Below are 16,073 nucleotides of genomic sequence, written 5' to 3'. Positions count from 1 at the left end.
CTCACTTTTGTCTCTCCATACACGGCTTGAACAGCACTGGTTTACCGGAAACGCCCGATAATATAAAACACCAGAGACAAGACGATACTCACGACGATACATGTGACAATCGGGAAGTAAAAGCTCGTGTTTTCGTTTTTTATAATAATGTCTCCCGGCAGTCTGCCAAGCGGAATATATTTTCCGCCGACCTGCCAGATCAGGCCTGTAAGAACGAGCACGATCCCGAGGCCGATAAGGAGTTTTGGAATGTCATTCACGGCCCGGCACCTCCAGCTGGAGGTGTTCATAGACCAGGTTTGTCACCATCCGGCCTCTTGGCGTGCGAACGAGAAAACCAATCTGCATTAAGTAGGGCTCGTATACATCTTCGAGCGTACTCGCTTCTTCCCCGATGGAGGCGGCGACAGCTTCCACCCCGACCGGTCCGCCGCGGAACTTTGCAATAATGGTATGCAGAAGCTGATGGTCGATGTCATCGAGACCGAGTCTGTCGACCTGCAGGTTCTCAAGTGCCGAGTCCGCTTCTTCAAGCGATATCGCGTCTGCTCCTTTCACCTGTGCAAAGTCGCGGACGCGGCGCAGCAGACGGTTTGCCACTCTCGGCGTCCCGCGCGACCGTCTCGCCATTTCCAGGGCGGCCTGTTCTTCTACGGCAACCCCCATCATATCACCGCTTCGGGTCACAATGCGTGATAAGTCCTGTTCATTATAATATTCAAGTCTGGAGTGCACGCCGAAGCGATCACGCAGCGGGGAAGAAAGCATCCCGGCTCTGGTCGTCGCACCAATTAATGTAAAAGGGGGAAGGTCGAGCCGGACAGACCGCGCCGTTGACTCTTTTCCGATGATAATATCAATGCAGAAATCTTCCATCGCCGGGTACAGTACTTCTTCCACCGAGCGCGGAAGCCGGTGGATTTCATCGATAAAAAGAACATCCCCCGGCTCGAGGGCGGTCAATACAGCAGCCAGATCGCCCGGTTTTTCTATGGCCGGCCCGGAAGTCGTGCGGATCTGCACCCCCATTTCCTGTGCAATAATCATGGCCAGGGTGGTCTTTCCAAGACCCGGAGGCCCGTAAAGAAGGACATGATCCAGGCTTTCCTCCCGCATTTTCGCCGCTTCAATAAATACTTCCAGGTTGTCCTTTACCTTTTTTTGACCGATGTATTGGCTGAAATCAAGCGGCCGTATGCTGTTTTCGGCGGCATCGTCTTCGGCATATGCCGATTGGGATACGACTCGTTCGTCCATGATTGAAGCACCACCTGCTGCTTATCAGTTTAGGAAAGCATCCACTGCAATGCTTTTTTTACATACTCATCCGACGTTAACTGTTCGTGCCTAAGCGCCGGTTTTACTTTTTCGATTTCCTTTTCACCGTAGCCGAGGGCTTTCAATGCTTCGAGGGCTTCCTCAAGTGCCTCATTGGACCCTTCTTCCTCCGCCTGCGCGTGGAAGAGGGTGCCTGATGTATCTTCGTCCATTACGTCCGTCAGTTTCCCTTTCAGATCGAGAATGATCTGCCTGGCTGTCTTCCTTCCCACGCCGGGGAATTTCACAAGAAAGGTTTCGTTTTCTTCTTCCACTGCCTGCACGACCTGAGCCGGTGCGCCGGCAGCAAGAACAGCCAGTGCACCTTTCGGGCCGATGCCCGATACCTGCAGCAGCTGTTCAAAGAGCCCCCGTTCTTTACGTGTTGGAAAACCGTAGAGTCTCAGGACATCTTCTTTTACGTATTGATAAGTGTAAATGGTGACCTCTTCTTCCTGTCTGTCAAACACGAAGGGATTGGCGCAGTAGATCAGATAGCCGGTGCTTCCTACCTCAAGCGTCAACGTTTCGCGTTCTGTGTGTACAATCGTTCCCCGCAAAAATTCAATCAACTGTCATTCCCTCTTCTCCTGCCGAACATGCTTTCCTTCTATCATAGCAGAATTGCCGCCGGATAGAAACCAGTTCATTTCCTATGTCCAGGCCGGCGCAGTATAATTTCTTCCTGGTTCTGGTCCACGACATTCCAGTCTCTATATTTCATCCAGAAATCTTCCACTGACCACACCGTCTCGATTTTTTTCTCCGTCACCATTTCTCCATCCGGCATTTCCTGTTGCAGAATCAGTGTATAACGGGCAGGCTCTGCTTTACTGTCAGACGAGGTAAAGGACTCCTCGTGAAAAAATGCGGCGGCTGAGCCAAGCAGTAGAAAAAAGCATAAAGCTGCACCTATTGTCTTTTTGTTCAAGAAAATCAACCCTTTTTTTCTGGACAGCCTGCCCGCTCTTATGAGGGTTTATTCCCTGAATTATGAAAGCCGTGCTAACTGCTCATCTTCCACTTCAAAATTATGATACACATTCTGCACGTCATCGTTATCTTCAAGCGCATCAATAAGTTTCATCATTTTCTCCGCATGCTCATCGTTTAAGGTGGTATTCACATCCGGAAACAAAATAATCTCCGCTTTGGAGAAGGTATAACCTTTTTCTTCAAGTGCTTTTTTCACTTCCTCGAAATCATCCGGTTCTGTCTGGATATAGAACCAGTTTTCATCGGTATCAATTTCTTCGCCACCGGCTTCAATGGCTTCAAGAGTGAATTCCTCTTCATCCATTTCTTCGTCCCGTTCAATGATCAACTGTCCTTTGCGGTTGAACATAAACGAAACGCAGCCATTCTCCCCGAGATTGCCGCCATGCTTGGAGAAAGCATGCCGGACTTCCGATACGGTTCTGTTTTTGTTTTCGGTCAACGTCTGCACGAGTACCGCTGCACCACCCGGGCCGTACCCTTCATACGTAAATGCTTCGTAATCTACGGCTCCGGCTTCCCCGGAAGCTTTTTTTATCGTACGTTCAATATTGTCCGACGGTACGTTTTCCGCTCTTGCTTTCGTAAGGGCCATCCGCAGACGAAGGTTCGTATCAGGATCATCTCCGCTTTCCCGAACCGCGGCGAATATTTCCTTCGACAACTTCGTAAATACTTTTGCGCGTTTTGCATCCTGGCTTTCTTTTCTTCTTTTTATGTTATGCCATTTGGAATGTCCTGCCATTGTTCATTCCTCCTCTTTCTATCCATTTATAAAATATAGCATATTCAACGGAAACATTGAAGGAAGGAGGCATCACAAAACGGGACTCTTTTCTTGATGAAGATATGTGTGGGCGGTTTCATGAAAAAAGCGTTCCACCGCTTCCTGAGGGTGGAACGCTCTGCCTTTGGTTAGCTGTTTTCAAATGGTCTGCTTGCTGCATCTCCGATATCGTTGATCATATCATTGATGGTATCGCCCGCTTCATTGAGACCGTTGCCGTTTTCCATATTATCCCCAAGTTCCTGAATGTCGCCGAATTTCTGGGCATCATGGGTTACATGGACATTTTTGTTGTTCATTTTAGATGAAACGTTGCTCTTCACCTTGCCGGCAAGCTGCTCTGCCTTTTTGCCTTCTTCCGGTGTATCAATGCCGACTACGACATCATTTCCATGGACGATGGCGCGCGCGTCATCGATTCCTTCCATGTTTTCCACCTGATTTTCAATGTCCGATGCCTGCCCATTATTTCCTCCAGCACCACCATTGTTATTCATGTTCTGATTTTCGGCAGTATTATCAGCAGCACCGTCATTGACATTCCGCGAATTCAGCATACCGCGCTCACCTACCATGCCGGGACGGTCACCAATTTGTCCACGGTAGCCATTATCAGTATTATTTCGTCCATAGTTGCCGGCACCGCCCTGCATCCGGTCGTCTTCAGTCATCATATCCGTCATTGGACCTTCCCCGCGTCGGTTGGCTTGATCATTGTAACCGGTCTGATCGTAGTTCGTATTTGTATTGTACCGGTTCGGCGCGGCGCCTTGATTTTCTTCGGCATTGCCACAGCCGGTGAAACCACCTGCGATAAGTGCGCAGGCTGTCAATGTGATCGCTGTTTTCTTCATTAAAAAACCTCCTTTCACCTGTTAGTTTGGCTCAAGGAGGCGATTTTACACTGTTATTTAGAGGTAATAACGGCAGTACTTTACCTCAGCCCTTTATGACTGCGGCGGCAGATAAGGATTCATCCACGGCGAATACGGGCCGTTTCCGAATGGTTCCGGTGTTTCAGCATAACCTGAACCATTTCCGGTGTATTGATTTCTTTCGTCTGTTTCCCCTTTTTTACCGGCACTGTTTTCATTTCCAGACTGCATCATACCAGAAGGCATCATTCCCTCCGTTTGTCCGGAATGCGGCATCCAACCCATTTCCATACCGTTTGGAGAAGGAGGCATCGGCATTCCCGGCATTTGCTGCGGAGGCGCCATAGGCATCATCTGCTGCTGCATATCCGGACCAGAGCACGGAGACGGCATCACAGGAGAGAATGAATGCGGGTGTCCGGCGCCGGACGGAGGACAAGGCGGCATAACCGGCACCACTGGAATATACATGCACGGACCCGGCCCTGACTTACCTGCCATGTTCTCTTCTGCCATTTGAGCTCCGGCTGCCGCTGGATTCTGCTGCATTTTAGGTGGTTTCATCTGGGGCTGCATTACATCTTCGGGTTTTTTCGGACCGCCCTGTGATGATGGAGATTCGGTTTTTTTCTGTTGTTCGTTCTGCTTTTGATTTTCGGCCTGCTGATAAAAATGAACATTCATATTATAATGATTTTCTTCTGACGACGGCGCGTTAGGATGAGAAGGCATTGGGGCCGGTTGGTACATGGGCGGGACGTTCGACTGCTGTCCGGAAGGCTGCTTCATATTCTCTTCCATTGTCTCCTGTTTTTGCTGGGTTTCTTTTTGCTGACCAGACGTTGGCTCTTCTTTTTTTACCTGCACACTTTTCGCCGGTATTTTTATTTTCATTCCCGGCATAATTTGATTCGGATCTGCCAAATGATGATTCGCCTGTTTGACTTCTTCAAATGAAACATTGTACTGCTGCGCCAGCTTCCATAAGGTATCACCTTTTTGTGCAATATGAATCTGCATGTTTTTCCTCCTTCACCATCATCCAAAAATCTTTTTCTGTTTTGTTTGTCAGTTCTTTATTCGAACGTCTTATCTACAGCAAGCATATGCCCAAAATATACCTGATATGCACAATTACTCGGTGCGGCTGTTCATACCGGCACCTTTGCTGTAAAATAACAGTCAGATTTATGTAATGGAGGAAACGGCAATGGGAAATCAATCCGATAAAATACCAGGGCAGCAGCGAAGGTCGTTGATTCTAGAGTGGCTGCAGGACACGTCAAATCCGATAACAGGAAATGATCTGGCGGAGCGGACCAACGTCAGCCGGCAGGTGATCGTTCAGGATATATCGCTGCTAAAAGCAAAAGAACACCCTATTCTTGCTACTTCGCAGGGGTATGTCATGCTTTCGGAGCCGCAGCAGCACCGGGTCCGGCGCCAGATTGCCTGCTTTCACTCATCGGATTTACACAGGACAGAAAATGAACTATACATCATGGTCGATCACGGAGCACGGGTGATCGATGTGTCGATTGAACACCCTTTCTACGGCGATATCTCTGCGCCGCTGATGCTCTCGAGCCGCCGTGACGTCAAAAAGTTCACTGAAAGTCTGCAGGAAACCAACGCACCACTGCTCTCCGAATTAACTGATGGAACACACATGCACACGCTGGAAGCAGGATCAGACGCTGTCATCGAAGAAATTAAACAGGCTCTTTATGAAGATGGCTTTTTACTGACCTGAACCTGCCGCGCTGCATGAATGAAAAGGGGGCTGTATCAAAAGCCGTTAAACGTTAAGGCATCCGCTGCAGGCGGACGCTTGCACTCCAGAGCACAAGGGCGACATCGGTTCGCTGGGGCTCACCGTGTCTTCTTTGCCGCGGGCAGCGCCTCAGCTACATCAAACGGTAAAACCGCCGTTTGATGGGATCTTCGGCTGCTGCTTCGACGAACAGGATGTTCTAGTGCCGGCGTTGGTCACAGGACGTGACCGGTTTTAGCCGGCGAACTGCTGAAATGGCGTCGCCGCCTTCCGCTTCTGCCTGGGGTAAATTTTCTATATTACAGAAAAGGAGCTGCCCCTATTTAGGGGACAGCTCCTTTTTGTTTGTGTTATCAATGTCTGAAGAGAGAAGGCAGGGGTAACTTCCCAGCACCCGTACTCCGCAGCCGAGGGCTTCGACTTCAGCAATGACACCTGGAAGCAGCACCTCATCCATCTCTTTTTCCACATCAATCACAAAAAAGTAATTCCCGATGCCGGTTTTCATCGGTCTTGATTCGATTTTCGTCAAATTCAGCTTTCTCCATGAAAAAGCCGACAACACTTGATGAAGGGCTCCGGAATAATCAGACGGCAATGTAATGACCATGGTCGTTTTATGTGTTTTTGCTTCTTTTAATACCGGCTCCTTTTTTGAATCAGAAACCAAAACAAAACGGGTATGATTATTTCCGTAGTCATGAATATTTTGTTTTGCCGGAGTTAATCCGTAGGTTTGGGCGGCCAGGAGGTTGGCCACAGCGGCAGCACTTCGATCTGGATTTTCCTGAATTTCAAGAGCAGCAGCACTTGTGGAATTCGTGTAATGAATACTTGCATTCGGCAGTTCCCGCTGAATAAATTCATGGCACTGTGCAATAGCCTGAGGATGGGAATAAACATCAGTGATCTGATCCAGATTCTTGTCACGGCCGGGATGAACGAGCAGGTGCTGTTCAATTGGCACGGTCACTTCCGCTGTAATCGGCAGTTCATGCTTGTGAATTAAGTAATCGAGTGTCATGTTGACAGAACCTTCAATCGCATTTTCAAGCGGAACCACCGCTATGTCCACTTCCTGTTTTGCCGCAGCTTCCATACAGGAAGGTATTGTCGGAAAGGAGCTCCGCTCACTATCCGGCATTACCGCCTTTGCCGCCACTTCCGTAAATGATCCCTGTGGACCAAGATACCCAACTTTCATTGTCATATCGAACTCTCCACTCCTTACTGCGAACTGTTCTTCTTCCTATAACGATCCTGAGCCGACAATCTCCACGTTCTCCACCGCATCCATCCGCTCAAGACGCTGCACAAGGGACCGGATTTCCATCCGCAGTGCCGATGTATCAATGGTGAGCGTTACATTTGCTCTCCCCTGCAGCGGTATGGTCTGGTTGATGGTCAGCACATTTGATTCCGCCCTTGCCACTTCCTGCAGCAGCGTGGATAACGAGCCGGAAATGTCGGTAAGTTGAATCGAAAGCGTAATGATTTCTTCCTTAATGACAGTGTGAAAAGGAAAAATAGCGTCCCTGTACTTGTAAAACGCACTTCTGCTTAAGTCAACAGAATGAACAGCATCTGCTACTTTCTGCTTTTTTCCGCTTTCAAGCAGCGATTTCGCCTCCAGTGTTTTCTGCATCGCCTCCGTCAGCATATCCTGCCTGACCAAATAAAAGTTGTCGATTTTCTCTGTCATCCGTTCACCACCAGGCGGATTGAAATCAGCGCAGTAGAAAGGCCGCGTTCTTTACCGCGCTGCATTCATTTTTAAAACAAACCGGGACCACGTCATTATTCAATAAATTCAAATTCAAATTCAAGCAGACGAACCGTGTCGCCGTCTTCGGCCCCTCTCTTCCGAAGTGCTTCATCGATTCCCATCTGCCGCATTTTTCGGGAGAAACGATTAATCGAATCATCTTTTGTCATATCCGTCATTTTAAAGATTTTTTCGATTTCTGCTCCGGAAATCTCGAATGCCCCGTCATCCGCCCGTGTAATCGTAAATGGCGCTTCAGATTTTTGATAACGGTACACCACTTTTGATTCGTCCTGCTCTTCATACAGCGGAAACTCAGGTGTCTGTTCCAGAAGTTCGGCTGTTTCTCTCAGCATATTGGTCAATCCCCCTTTTGTGAGGGAGGAAATGGGATACACACTCACTTCTTCCGGGATCTTTTCCCGGAATACAGCCAGATTCTCATCAGCCCCGGGCATGTCCATCTTATTGGCCGCGATAATCTGGGGACGTTCCAGCAGGCGCATGTTATATTGTTTCAGCTCTTCATTTATCATCTCGTAGTCCTCAAACGGATCTCTTCCTTCAAACCCGGACATATCAACGACGTGAATGATAACTCTAGTACGTTCAATATGGCGGAGAAACTGCTGACCGAGCCCTGTGCCTTCGTGGGCTCCTTCAATCAAACCGGGAAGGTCAGCCATGACAAAGCTGTTCCCGTTTTCACTTTCCACCACACCAAGGTTCGGCTGTATCGTAGTAAAGTGGTAATCGCCGATTTTAGGTTTAGCCGCTGAAACGACCGACAGCAGTGTAGACTTACCAACACTTGGAAAACCTACAAGACCTGCATCAGCAAGCAGTTTCAGTTCCAGTTCAATGTTGCGTTCCGGAGCCGGCTCCCCGTTTTCTTTAATTTCCGGCGCGGGATTGGCCGGGGTTGTGAAACGGGTATTTCCTTTACCGCCTCTTCCTCCGCGGGCAGCGGTAAAACGTTCCTTATGGGTTGTTAAATCCGCGATAACATCACCTGTATCACTATCCCGCAGCGTCGTACCCGGCGGCACATAAATAACCAGGTCTTCTGCGTTTTTTCCATGTTGATTTTTGGAACGGCCGTCTTCGCCCCGTTTTGCCTTAAAATGCTTTTGGTACCTGAAATCCATCAGCGTCCGCAGACCTTCATCCACTTCAAAAACAATGTTGCCGCCTCTGCCGCCGTCGCCGCCGGCAGGTCCACCGTCCGGGACATACGCTTCACGACGGAAGGCGACCATACCATCGCCGCCGTCACCGGCCTTTACGTATATTTTTACTTTATCTATAAACATGATTTCACCTCATTCACTTGTCAATACAAAGACTAATTCCTTTTCATTCCAGATAACATGGTCAATGCGGCATCTGCCGGTGTCCGAATAAACAGCAATCCAATTCCGAAGGGCAGAACGGTTTTCAAGGCTTCCCTGAAAATCAAATTCAACGTAGGGCTCCTGTTCGCTGTGAATCGTAATCAGCAGATGATTGTCCTTTCCCGGAGAGGCAGCCGCATCGAGTTCACGTGCAAACGAGGAAAGTATTTCATGCCAGCATTCATCCAGTCTTGAACAATCCCGGGGTTCTCCGGTCACTTCCACATCGAGCGAAAATCGGTGCGGTTCCCAGTTAAACGACAACACAAAGAGTGCCGTCTTTGGCACCTCAAGGCGCGTGAGGCGGCTTGCATGCTCGGATCTGCGTATCGTTTCGTTTAGTATTTCCTCCACCCGGTCCGTCCGGTTCAGGGAAAGGTTACCTTTTATAATCTGTATGATATTCATCCAGTCATGCCTTGCATGTCTTAGAATATCCAGCTCTCTATGTTCATCCAATCGTTTTACACTCCTGCTCTGCCGTTGTCGAAGGTATAGTATATTGTATCATACCGATTGTCTTTCAGCATCATCATGCATAATTTGAGCGAGTACGGTCACACTACGTAGTGCTTCACTAAATCCACAATCTTGGAGGGATTTTAGATGACACAACAAAACCAGAATCAACAGATGCAGCAGGCACAGCAGGCCATCCAACAGGCCAAACAGAATATGCAGAATGCAGGAAACGATCCACAGAAACTGCAGCAGTGCCAGCAGCAGCTGCAGCAGGCTGAGCAGCAATTACAGCAGGCTGGACAGCAGCAGACCAGCATGACAGCTCAACCGCAGTTTCAACAGGCTCAGCAGGACTTGCAGCAAGCACAGCAGGACCTGCAGCAGGTTCAGCAGAATCAGCAGTAAACAAAAGCGCCTGAGAGATGTCCGGAACTTGAAGTGGAAAAAGGAAACCGGGATGTAATCCGGTACATGAAGAAGGCCTTCCCAATTGGGAAGGCCTTCTTCGCAGTCGGAGCGGGATGGATATTTTTATCGTTTACATTTCCTTTTGAAAGCACCACATCTACTGCTGTCCCATCATACGACGAACAGCCTGCTCTCCCTGGCTAATGCAGTCCGGGAGGCCGACACCTTCAAATGCGGCTCCCGCCGTGTAGATGCCGGGGAATTCTGTTTTCATGTGATCTTCTATACGTTCCATTTTCTCGAAATGTCCTACTTCATATTGCGGCATGGCGTGACGCCAGCGCGTAACATTAACATACTCGGGGTTCCCCTCCACTTTCATGACGTGGTTCAGGTCTTTCAAAACAATATCCACAATCTCTTCGTCCCATTTCTCTACGATATCCTCGCCGCCGGGCTTTCCGACATAACATCGAAGAAGCGCTTTACCCGGAGGGGCCGCATGTGCCCATTTGCGGTGCGTCCACGTACAGGCAGTGATGGTGTAGCCGCTTTTTTTGGAAACAACAAAGCCGGTGCCGTCAAATTCGCCGCTGAGCTGATTTTCATCAAAAGCCATGGCGACAGTCGCTACGGACGTAGCCGGAATGGACGCAAGTTCTTCTTTCAGAACGTCTGAACCAAGGAGCGATGCCGTAACGTCGTGAGGTGTGGTCATGATCACCCGGTCAAACAGCGACGTGCTCCCGTCACTGAAGATAAGCTCATACTGTCCTTCCTTTTTGCGGATGGACTGCAGCCCGGAATTTTTGTGGACCGCATCTTCATCCAGATGGTTCTCAATACCTTCCACAAACGATTGAAGTCCCTTCGTCAAACTGTAAAAACCAGCTTTTTTCCGTCCGCCTCCGGAAGAAGGACGTTCTTCCCGCATGCCGAGTATCAGACTACGGTACTGCCGTTCCACTTCAAAAAAACGCGGAAACGTAGCCTGAAGGCTTAAACGGTCCATGTTCCCGGCGTAAATACCGGACAAAAGCGGCTCAATCAGGTGATCCACGACTTCACTCCCAAGCCGTCTCCGGAAAAAAACACCGAGTCCCTGATCCGTGTTTGATTTGGAACGAGGGAGGATAAAGTCCGCTGCTGCCCGCAGTTTGCCGCGGATGGAAAACAATCCTGTCGTTAAAAACGGACCGAGCTTAGTTGGAATTCCCATCACAGAACCTTCTGGAATCTGGTGCAGGGAGCTTCCTTTCAGAATGTAGGCACCGCTGGCGTTATTTGATATCAATTCTTCTTCCAGGCCGACTTCTTTTGCCAGGGTGGAAGCACTCTCTTTCCGGGCGAGAAAAGAGTCAGGACCCTGCTCAATAACAAAACCATTGTAGTAGTCTGTTTTTATTTTCCCGCCAAGCCGAGAATCTTTTTCAAAAAGATGGTACTCCATATCCAGGGAATTGGTCATAATTTCTTTCTGCAGATAGTAGGCGGCGGCCAGTCCCGTGATTCCGCCGCCGATAATAGCTGTTTTCATGATGCATTCCTCACTTACTTTCTGCCTCCGTCTGCCTTTTTCTTAAAATGGCATCCGCCAGTGCATCAATAAATTCAGGCTCCGCATTCGGCATAGCTGGACGGTAGTAGGACGCACCAACTTCCCCGCAGGCCTGCCGGCACTCGACATCATTGTCAAACAGAACCTCAAGATGATCCGCCACAAACCCAACCGGACAGTATATAAAAGCATTATATCCATAGTTGGAGTGAAGGTCTTTCGTTAAATCCTGGACGTCAGGACCGAGCCACGGATCCGGTGTATTGCCCTCGCTCTGCCAGCCGATGGCATAATCGGACACACCGGCACCTTCTGCAATCCACTTCGCCGTTTCTTCAAGCTGCTCAGGATAAGGATCGCCGGCCTGGATAATTTTTTCCGGGAGGCTGTGTGCTGAAAAAATCACACATGTCTTCTCCTCCGGATGTGTCTGTTCCATCGTGCGTTTCACCTGGTCAACCCAGTATTCGATAAACTTCGGTTCGTCGTGCCAGTTCTCCACCGAGTAAATCTCCGGGCCGTCAATGCGCTGGGCTTCTTCCTGCGCCCGGCCGTTATAAGATTTAATGCTGAATGTGGAAAAATGCGGTGCCAGCACGATACTGTATGCTGTTTCTATACCGTCTTCCTTCATCTGAGCCACGGCATCCTCAATAAACGGATCGATGTGTTTCAACCCGAGGTACCAATGAAATTCAACGTCCTCTGTCCGTTCATTCAACCGCTGCTCCAGGCTCCGGCCCTGATTATTTGTAATTTTGGCCAGAGGGGAAACACCACCAATTGCTTCGTATCTTGAAATTAAATCCTGAAGCGCTTCTTCCGATGGTTTTCTGCCGCGGCGGATATGCGTATAGTAGGATTCCACCTCATCCAGGCTGCGAGGTGTTCCGTATGCCATCACGAGCAGTCCGATTTTCACTGCCATTTGGGATGACCCCCTTTTATTATTTCTGTGTATATTCATGAACAAAAGCTGTTAACCGTTTCAGCGTGTCCGGATTGACTTCCGGAAATACACCGTGCCCAAGGTTAAAGATAAACCCGTTTTCCTGCATTCCCTGGTCAAGAATTGGTTTCACCTGTTCTTCAATAGCGTCCCACGGGGCAAGAAGCAGAGATGGGTCGAGGTTGCCCTGAAGTGCTTTATTCACTCCCTGGTTTCTCGCTTCTGCCACGGACGTGCGCCAGTCGAGACCGATAATCTCAAGCGGCAGGTCATTCCATTCCTGTATCAGATGTCCGGCCCCTACCCCGAACATAATGACGGGAACGTTCTCGTGGTTCAGTTCTTCAAATATTTTTGTCATCACCGGCTTTACATAGCGGCGGTAGTCGGCTGCATTTAACGCCCCGACCCATGAATCAAAAATCTGGATGGCTTCCGCTCCTGCCCGGATCTGAGCTTTCACGTACCGTATCGTCATATCGCCGAGCTTGTCCATGAGTGCCTGCCAGGCTTCGGGCCGGGCGTGCATGAAGGCTTTTGTGTGGTAGTAGTTTTTGGATGGTCCGCCTTCAATCATATAGCTTGCCAGCGTAAACGGAGCACCACTGAACGTAATAAGTGGTACATGGAGCTGTTCGCGGAGCAGACTGATCGTGTCGAGAACAAACGGCACTTCCTCTTCCGGGTCAATCATGCCGAGCTTGTCAACATCTTCGTGGTGCTTGATTGGATTATGAATAACCGGACCAACCCCCGGCTTAATATCAACTTCTACTCCCATGGAAGGAAGTGGTGTCATGATATCTTTGTACAAAATGGCTGCATCGGTATTGTACTGATCTACCGGCAGTTTCGTTACATAGGCGCACAATTCCGGATCTCTTGTTATCTCAAATAGCGAATACTTTTCTTTCAGTCTGCGGTACTCCGGCTGTGAACGTCCTGCCTGGCGCATATACCAGACCGGGACATGGTCCACTGCTTCTTTTCTTGCAGCCTGTAGAAACGTCATGTTTTTTTTCTGTTCGGCCATAGCCATTTCCTCCTGTTCCTGTAAGCCTGTCCATTCTGCGGCTTTCCTGCGTTCGTCTAAGGATTCATACCCTTTTTACCATACTCCACAAGCATTGTCATGTACAGCACTTCACGCCATTGTTCATAAAATGGATAATAAAAAGCTAATGCAACCTGAAGTTCGGCTTCAAAACGCCGCGACGCGACGCAGCGCCGAACTGACCCACATCCTGCGCACCCCCGGGCGGCACGTGCTTCAGCTGGGTTCTGGCTATCTTTTTATATGCTTTTCTAACTACTAAAAGAGGCTGCCCCTGGATGGACAGCCTCCTGCTATCAGCCTCCGAATATGGAACCCATCGAGGCTTCTGCCACGTTGGAAGCTTCCCCTTCTTTTTCGGTCTGGGGATTATAGGGAACTACCATATACTCTTTCATGTTGAAAATGTTAACTCCTTCAATCGTATGCTCTCCTGTCCCCTGAACTTCGGTCACTTTCTTACTCGCCCCGTCTGTCACTTCGTAAATTCTATAGATGACACGTTCGTCTTCTGCGGCCGTCCACTCCAGCTGAACATTGAAAAGACCGCCTCCGCGAAGACTCAGAGAGGCAGATAAGTCATCCACGCTTCCCATTTCCACCGGAGATTCTAGATCCTGTACATCATCGGGCTGTTCAAAAGCGGTGCGGACGTCCGATTCTTCCGGTACTTCATTTAAAATATCTTTAAACAACCGGGTCGGGAAAGAACTGCCGGCCTGAAGGTATTGTTCTTCGGTCGTCTGGTCGTATCCCATCCACAATGCGCCGGTCCACTGCGGAGTGAACCCTGCAAACCAGGCGTCCCTCGTTGCTCCTTCCACTTCCACAAAAGACGTCGTTCCGGTCTTGCCAGCCAGCGGATAGGTGGTGGAACCTTCCGTTCCGGTTCCTTCCTCTACCACATTCTGGAGCATTCTTGTCATATACCATGCATTCTGCGGGCTCATTATCTGCTTCGTTGATGTTTGTGCCTCCGCAATAACTTCACCGTCACGATTCTCTATTTTTGAAATGAAATAAGGTTCGGTTGTCTCTCCATTATTAGCAAAAGCTGTATAAGAGGAGGCAATCTGGTACGGGGACAAACCTTCTGACAACCCGCCAAGCGCCGCGGCCAAACCATTATCCTCGATATCAAGACCAGCAGATTCCAGCCATTCAGAGGTCGTGCTTCGGTCAATCTGATCATAAAGCCATACCGCCGCGGCATTTGTCGATTCTGTCAGTGCCCTGTTCATCGTTATCTCGCCTGAATACTCATCGTTATAGTTTTTCGGTGTATAATCGCCATACCTTGTTTTTTCATCCTGGAGGAGGGAATACGGCTGATAATTTCCCGATTCCAGCGCAGGAGCGTACACGGCGAGCGGCTTCATGACCGATCCGGGCTGGCGCTTGGCTGTGACACGGTTGAGACCCTGGCGTACGTAATCTCTTCCTCCCTGCACCGATGCCACCCCGCCGCTGTGATGATCCATCATGAAAAAAGAGCCCTGAACATTTTCTGATCCTTCCGGAAAGTAAGAGTCCTGCTGAAATAAATCATACGATGCCTGCTGCATCTCCTTATTCATTGGCACGACAATATCGTATCCTCCCCGGTATATTTCTTCAGCTGACAAATTGTATTTCGTTTTTGCTTCGTTTAAGACCATATCAATATACGTATAATAGGCTGGACTGTTCTCTCTTTCATGGAGCGTATCGGGAAGCGTCCTGCCCTGCAGAGCGACGGCCTCCTCAGCCCCTACATATCCCTGCTCTTCCATCAGAGAGATGACCGTGTTGCGACGGTCCAGGGCTTCCTCGGCATCATCGACCGGTGAGTAATTCGACGGTGCTTTCGGGATGCCTGCGAGCATGGCGGCCTCGTCCACTGAGAGCTCCGATGCATCTTTATTGAAGTACAGTTGTGCCGCCGACTGCACGCCGTATGCCCCGTGCCCGAAGTAGATTTGGTTCAAGTAGTATTCAAGAATCTGATCCTTGCTGAATTTTCGTTCCAGCCCCATGGCAATCAATACTTCCTTCGTCTTGCGAAGCAGCGTCTGATCATTGGTTAAAAATGAATTCTTGGCAAGCTGCTGGGTGATCGTACTGCCGCCTTCCACGATACTTCCCGCAAGAATATCGCGGTAAAGTGCCCGTACGATGCCCCGCGGGTCTATACCTTGATGTTCATAAAAACGCATATCTTCAATCGCGACAAACGCCTGCTTCACGTGGTCGGGAAGCGATTCGATCTGTACGACATTCCGATCTTCCTGATGCAGTTCTGCCAGTTTTGTACCTTCCTCATCATAGAGGACAGAAGTTTCTTTCATGACGAGCTGTTTCTCATCGATAGCAGCCGCCCCTATGACGACAGACGACAGATATATGCCGGCACTGACCAGCATAAAACCGATGAGCAGCAGCCCCCATTTTATCCATTTATTTTTCATTTAATATAGCGGCTCCTTCATAGTGCGCGGTGATTCCGCGTAATAGGGGTGTTCCACTGCCATTATAAAGTATCCGCCGTGATTCGGCATCTTTTTTCACAGCTTTTGTTATTCTGCGTGATTTTAACAACTTTTATCAAACCTTGTCCAACAGCTTCCCTTATTTCCATTTCCCCGCACAGCCCCGTCATGATATGATAAAATGTGTATTACCTGAATTGCTTGGCATGTACGGGCATTTCAGCTCGTACACTATCATACATCCGCATTATTTCATGCGGATGTCA

The 16,073-nt window shown here is 49.2% G+C and carries 17 protein-coding genes; 2 read left to right on the top strand and 15 right to left on the bottom strand.

Annotation, left to right across the window (positions count from 1 at the left end; translation table 11 throughout):
* Positions 1-41: 41 nt before the first annotated feature.
* From BM058_RS03590 to safA, 7 genes are all read right to left on the bottom strand, one after another.
* A complete protein-coding gene (locus tag BM058_RS03590) occupies positions 42-260 on the bottom strand; it encodes a DUF2905 domain-containing protein (RefSeq protein WP_090925659.1) in 219 nt (72 codons plus the stop codon).
* The gene (ruvB, locus tag BM058_RS03585; protein WP_090925658.1) at positions 253-1,257 is read right to left on the bottom strand and encodes a Holliday junction branch migration DNA helicase RuvB; all 1,005 of its coding nucleotides are present in this window, start codon (positions 1,255-1,257) and stop codon (positions 253-255) included. Before ruvB ends, BM058_RS03590 begins: the two co-directional genes overlap by 8 nt.
* 29 nt (positions 1,258-1,286) lie before the next feature.
* A complete protein-coding gene (gene ruvA / locus BM058_RS03580) occupies positions 1,287-1,889 on the bottom strand; it encodes a Holliday junction branch migration protein RuvA (RefSeq protein ID WP_090925657.1) in 603 nt (200 codons plus the stop codon).
* 74 nt (positions 1,890-1,963) lie between these two features.
* The gene (locus BM058_RS03575) at positions 1,964-2,248 is read right to left on the bottom strand and encodes a BofC N-terminal domain-containing protein (RefSeq protein WP_090925656.1); all 285 of its coding nucleotides are present in this window, start codon (positions 2,246-2,248) and stop codon (positions 1,964-1,966) included.
* Positions 2,249-2,308: 60 nt separating this feature from the next.
* Positions 2,309-3,058 carry a YebC/PmpR family DNA-binding transcriptional regulator gene (locus tag BM058_RS03570; protein WP_090925655.1) on the bottom strand — a complete coding sequence of 250 codons (750 nt, stop codon included), beginning with the start codon at positions 3,056-3,058 and terminating at the stop codon, positions 2,309-2,311.
* A gap of 170 nt (positions 3,059-3,228) precedes the next feature.
* Positions 3,229-3,954, bottom strand: coding sequence for a YhcN/YlaJ family sporulation lipoprotein (locus BM058_RS03565; RefSeq protein WP_090925654.1), 726 nt, complete (start codon positions 3,952-3,954; stop codon positions 3,229-3,231).
* Between the two features lie 93 nt (positions 3,955-4,047).
* Positions 4,048-4,995 carry a SafA/ExsA family spore coat assembly protein gene (gene safA, locus BM058_RS03560; RefSeq protein WP_090925653.1) on the bottom strand — a complete coding sequence of 316 codons (948 nt, stop codon included), beginning with the start codon at positions 4,993-4,995 and terminating at the stop codon, positions 4,048-4,050.
* Positions 4,996-5,185: 190 nt separating this feature from the next.
* Between safA and BM058_RS03555 the strand changes: the two genes are divergently transcribed.
* Entirely contained in the window at positions 5,186-5,728 is a 543-nt protein-coding gene (locus BM058_RS03555; RefSeq protein WP_090925652.1) for a transcription repressor NadR, read from the top strand.
* A 340-nt stretch (positions 5,729-6,068) separates the two neighbouring features.
* Here BM058_RS03555 and pheA read toward each other — a convergent pair whose 3' ends face one another.
* From pheA to BM058_RS03535, 4 genes are all read right to left on the bottom strand, one after another.
* A complete protein-coding gene (gene pheA / locus BM058_RS03550; RefSeq protein ID WP_090925868.1) occupies positions 6,069-6,953 on the bottom strand; it encodes a prephenate dehydratase in 885 nt (294 codons plus the stop codon).
* Positions 6,954-6,998: 45 nt separating this feature from the next.
* Entirely contained in the window at positions 6,999-7,451 is a 453-nt protein-coding gene (locus BM058_RS03545) for an ACT domain-containing protein (protein WP_090925651.1), read from the bottom strand.
* A 95-nt stretch (positions 7,452-7,546) separates the two neighbouring features.
* The gene (gene obgE / locus BM058_RS03540) at positions 7,547-8,827 is read right to left on the bottom strand and encodes a GTPase ObgE (RefSeq protein WP_090925650.1); all 1,281 of its coding nucleotides are present in this window, start codon (positions 8,825-8,827) and stop codon (positions 7,547-7,549) included.
* A gap of 9 nt (positions 8,828-8,836) precedes the next feature.
* A complete protein-coding gene (locus BM058_RS03535) occupies positions 8,837-9,367 on the bottom strand; it encodes a Spo0B C-terminal domain-containing protein (RefSeq protein WP_090925649.1) in 531 nt (176 codons plus the stop codon).
* Positions 9,368-9,514: 147 nt separating this feature from the next.
* On the opposite strand from BM058_RS03535, the gene BM058_RS03530 reads away from it, so the two are divergent.
* Positions 9,515-9,775 carry a hypothetical protein gene (locus BM058_RS03530; protein ID WP_090925648.1) on the top strand — a complete coding sequence of 87 codons (261 nt, stop codon included), beginning with the start codon at positions 9,515-9,517 and terminating at the stop codon, positions 9,773-9,775.
* Positions 9,776-9,935: 160 nt separating this feature from the next.
* Here the strand turns inward: BM058_RS03530 and hemY are convergent, their stop codons facing one another.
* The 4 genes from hemY to BM058_RS03510 form a co-directional block, all read right to left on the bottom strand.
* Complete coding sequence (gene hemY / locus BM058_RS03525) at positions 9,936-11,315, bottom strand: protoporphyrinogen oxidase (RefSeq protein ID WP_090925647.1); 1,380 nt, start codon at positions 11,313-11,315, stop codon at positions 9,936-9,938.
* A gap of 10 nt (positions 11,316-11,325) precedes the next feature.
* Positions 11,326-12,264, bottom strand: a complete 939-nt coding sequence (gene hemH / locus BM058_RS03520) for a ferrochelatase (RefSeq protein ID WP_090925646.1) — start codon at positions 12,262-12,264, stop codon at positions 11,326-11,328.
* Between the two features lie 19 nt (positions 12,265-12,283).
* Entirely contained in the window at positions 12,284-13,318 is a 1,035-nt protein-coding gene (gene hemE, locus BM058_RS03515) for a uroporphyrinogen decarboxylase (protein WP_090925645.1), read from the bottom strand.
* A gap of 317 nt (positions 13,319-13,635) precedes the next feature.
* Positions 13,636-15,786: a transglycosylase domain-containing protein gene (locus tag BM058_RS03510; RefSeq protein ID WP_090925644.1), complete on the bottom strand. Its 2,151-nt coding sequence runs from the start codon at positions 15,784-15,786 to the stop codon at positions 13,636-13,638.
* Between the last annotated feature and the right edge of the window lie 287 nt (positions 15,787-16,073).

The sequence above is a fragment of the Salibacterium qingdaonense genome, from assembly GCF_900114715.1.
In the GTDB taxonomy this organism is placed as follows: domain Bacteria; phylum Bacillota; class Bacilli; order Bacillales; family Marinococcaceae; genus Salibacterium; species Salibacterium qingdaonense.
Note: the sequence above shows the minus strand (reverse complement) of the source record. Positions and strands in the feature narration are given on the sequence as shown.

Coding starts and splice junctions, on each gene's coding strand:
- hemY (WP_090925647.1), bottom strand. CDS start 11,315: ATGAAAACAGCTATTATCGGCGGCGGAATCACGGGACTGGCCGCCGCC.
- ruvB (WP_090925658.1), bottom strand. CDS start 1,257: ATGGACGAACGAGTCGTATCCCAATCGGCATATGCCGAAGACGATGCC.
- pheA (WP_090925868.1), bottom strand. CDS start 6,953: ATGAAAGTTGGGTATCTTGGTCCACAGGGATCATTTACGGAAGTGGCG.
- hemE (WP_090925645.1), bottom strand. CDS start 13,318: ATGGCCGAACAGAAAAAAAACATGACGTTTCTACAGGCTGCAAGAAAA.
- safA (WP_090925653.1), bottom strand. CDS start 4,995: ATGCAGATTCATATTGCACAAAAAGGTGATACCTTATGGAAGCTGGCG.
- BM058_RS03530 (WP_090925648.1), top strand. CDS start 9,515: ATGACACAACAAAACCAGAATCAACAGATGCAGCAGGCACAGCAGGCC.
- BM058_RS03545 (WP_090925651.1), bottom strand. CDS start 7,451: ATGACAGAGAAAATCGACAACTTTTATTTGGTCAGGCAGGATATGCTG.
- obgE (WP_090925650.1), bottom strand. CDS start 8,827: ATGTTTATAGATAAAGTAAAAATATACGTAAAGGCCGGTGACGGCGGC.
- hemH (WP_090925646.1), bottom strand. CDS start 12,264: ATGGCAGTGAAAATCGGACTGCTCGTGATGGCATACGGAACACCTCGC.
- BM058_RS03570 (WP_090925655.1), bottom strand. CDS start 3,058: ATGGCAGGACATTCCAAATGGCATAACATAAAAAGAAGAAAAGAAAGC.
- BM058_RS03555 (WP_090925652.1), top strand. CDS start 5,186: ATGGGAAATCAATCCGATAAAATACCAGGGCAGCAGCGAAGGTCGTTG.
- BM058_RS03510 (WP_090925644.1), bottom strand. CDS start 15,786: ATGAAAAATAAATGGATAAAATGGGGGCTGCTGCTCATCGGTTTTATG.
- BM058_RS03565 (WP_090925654.1), bottom strand. CDS start 3,954: ATGAAGAAAACAGCGATCACATTGACAGCCTGCGCACTTATCGCAGGT.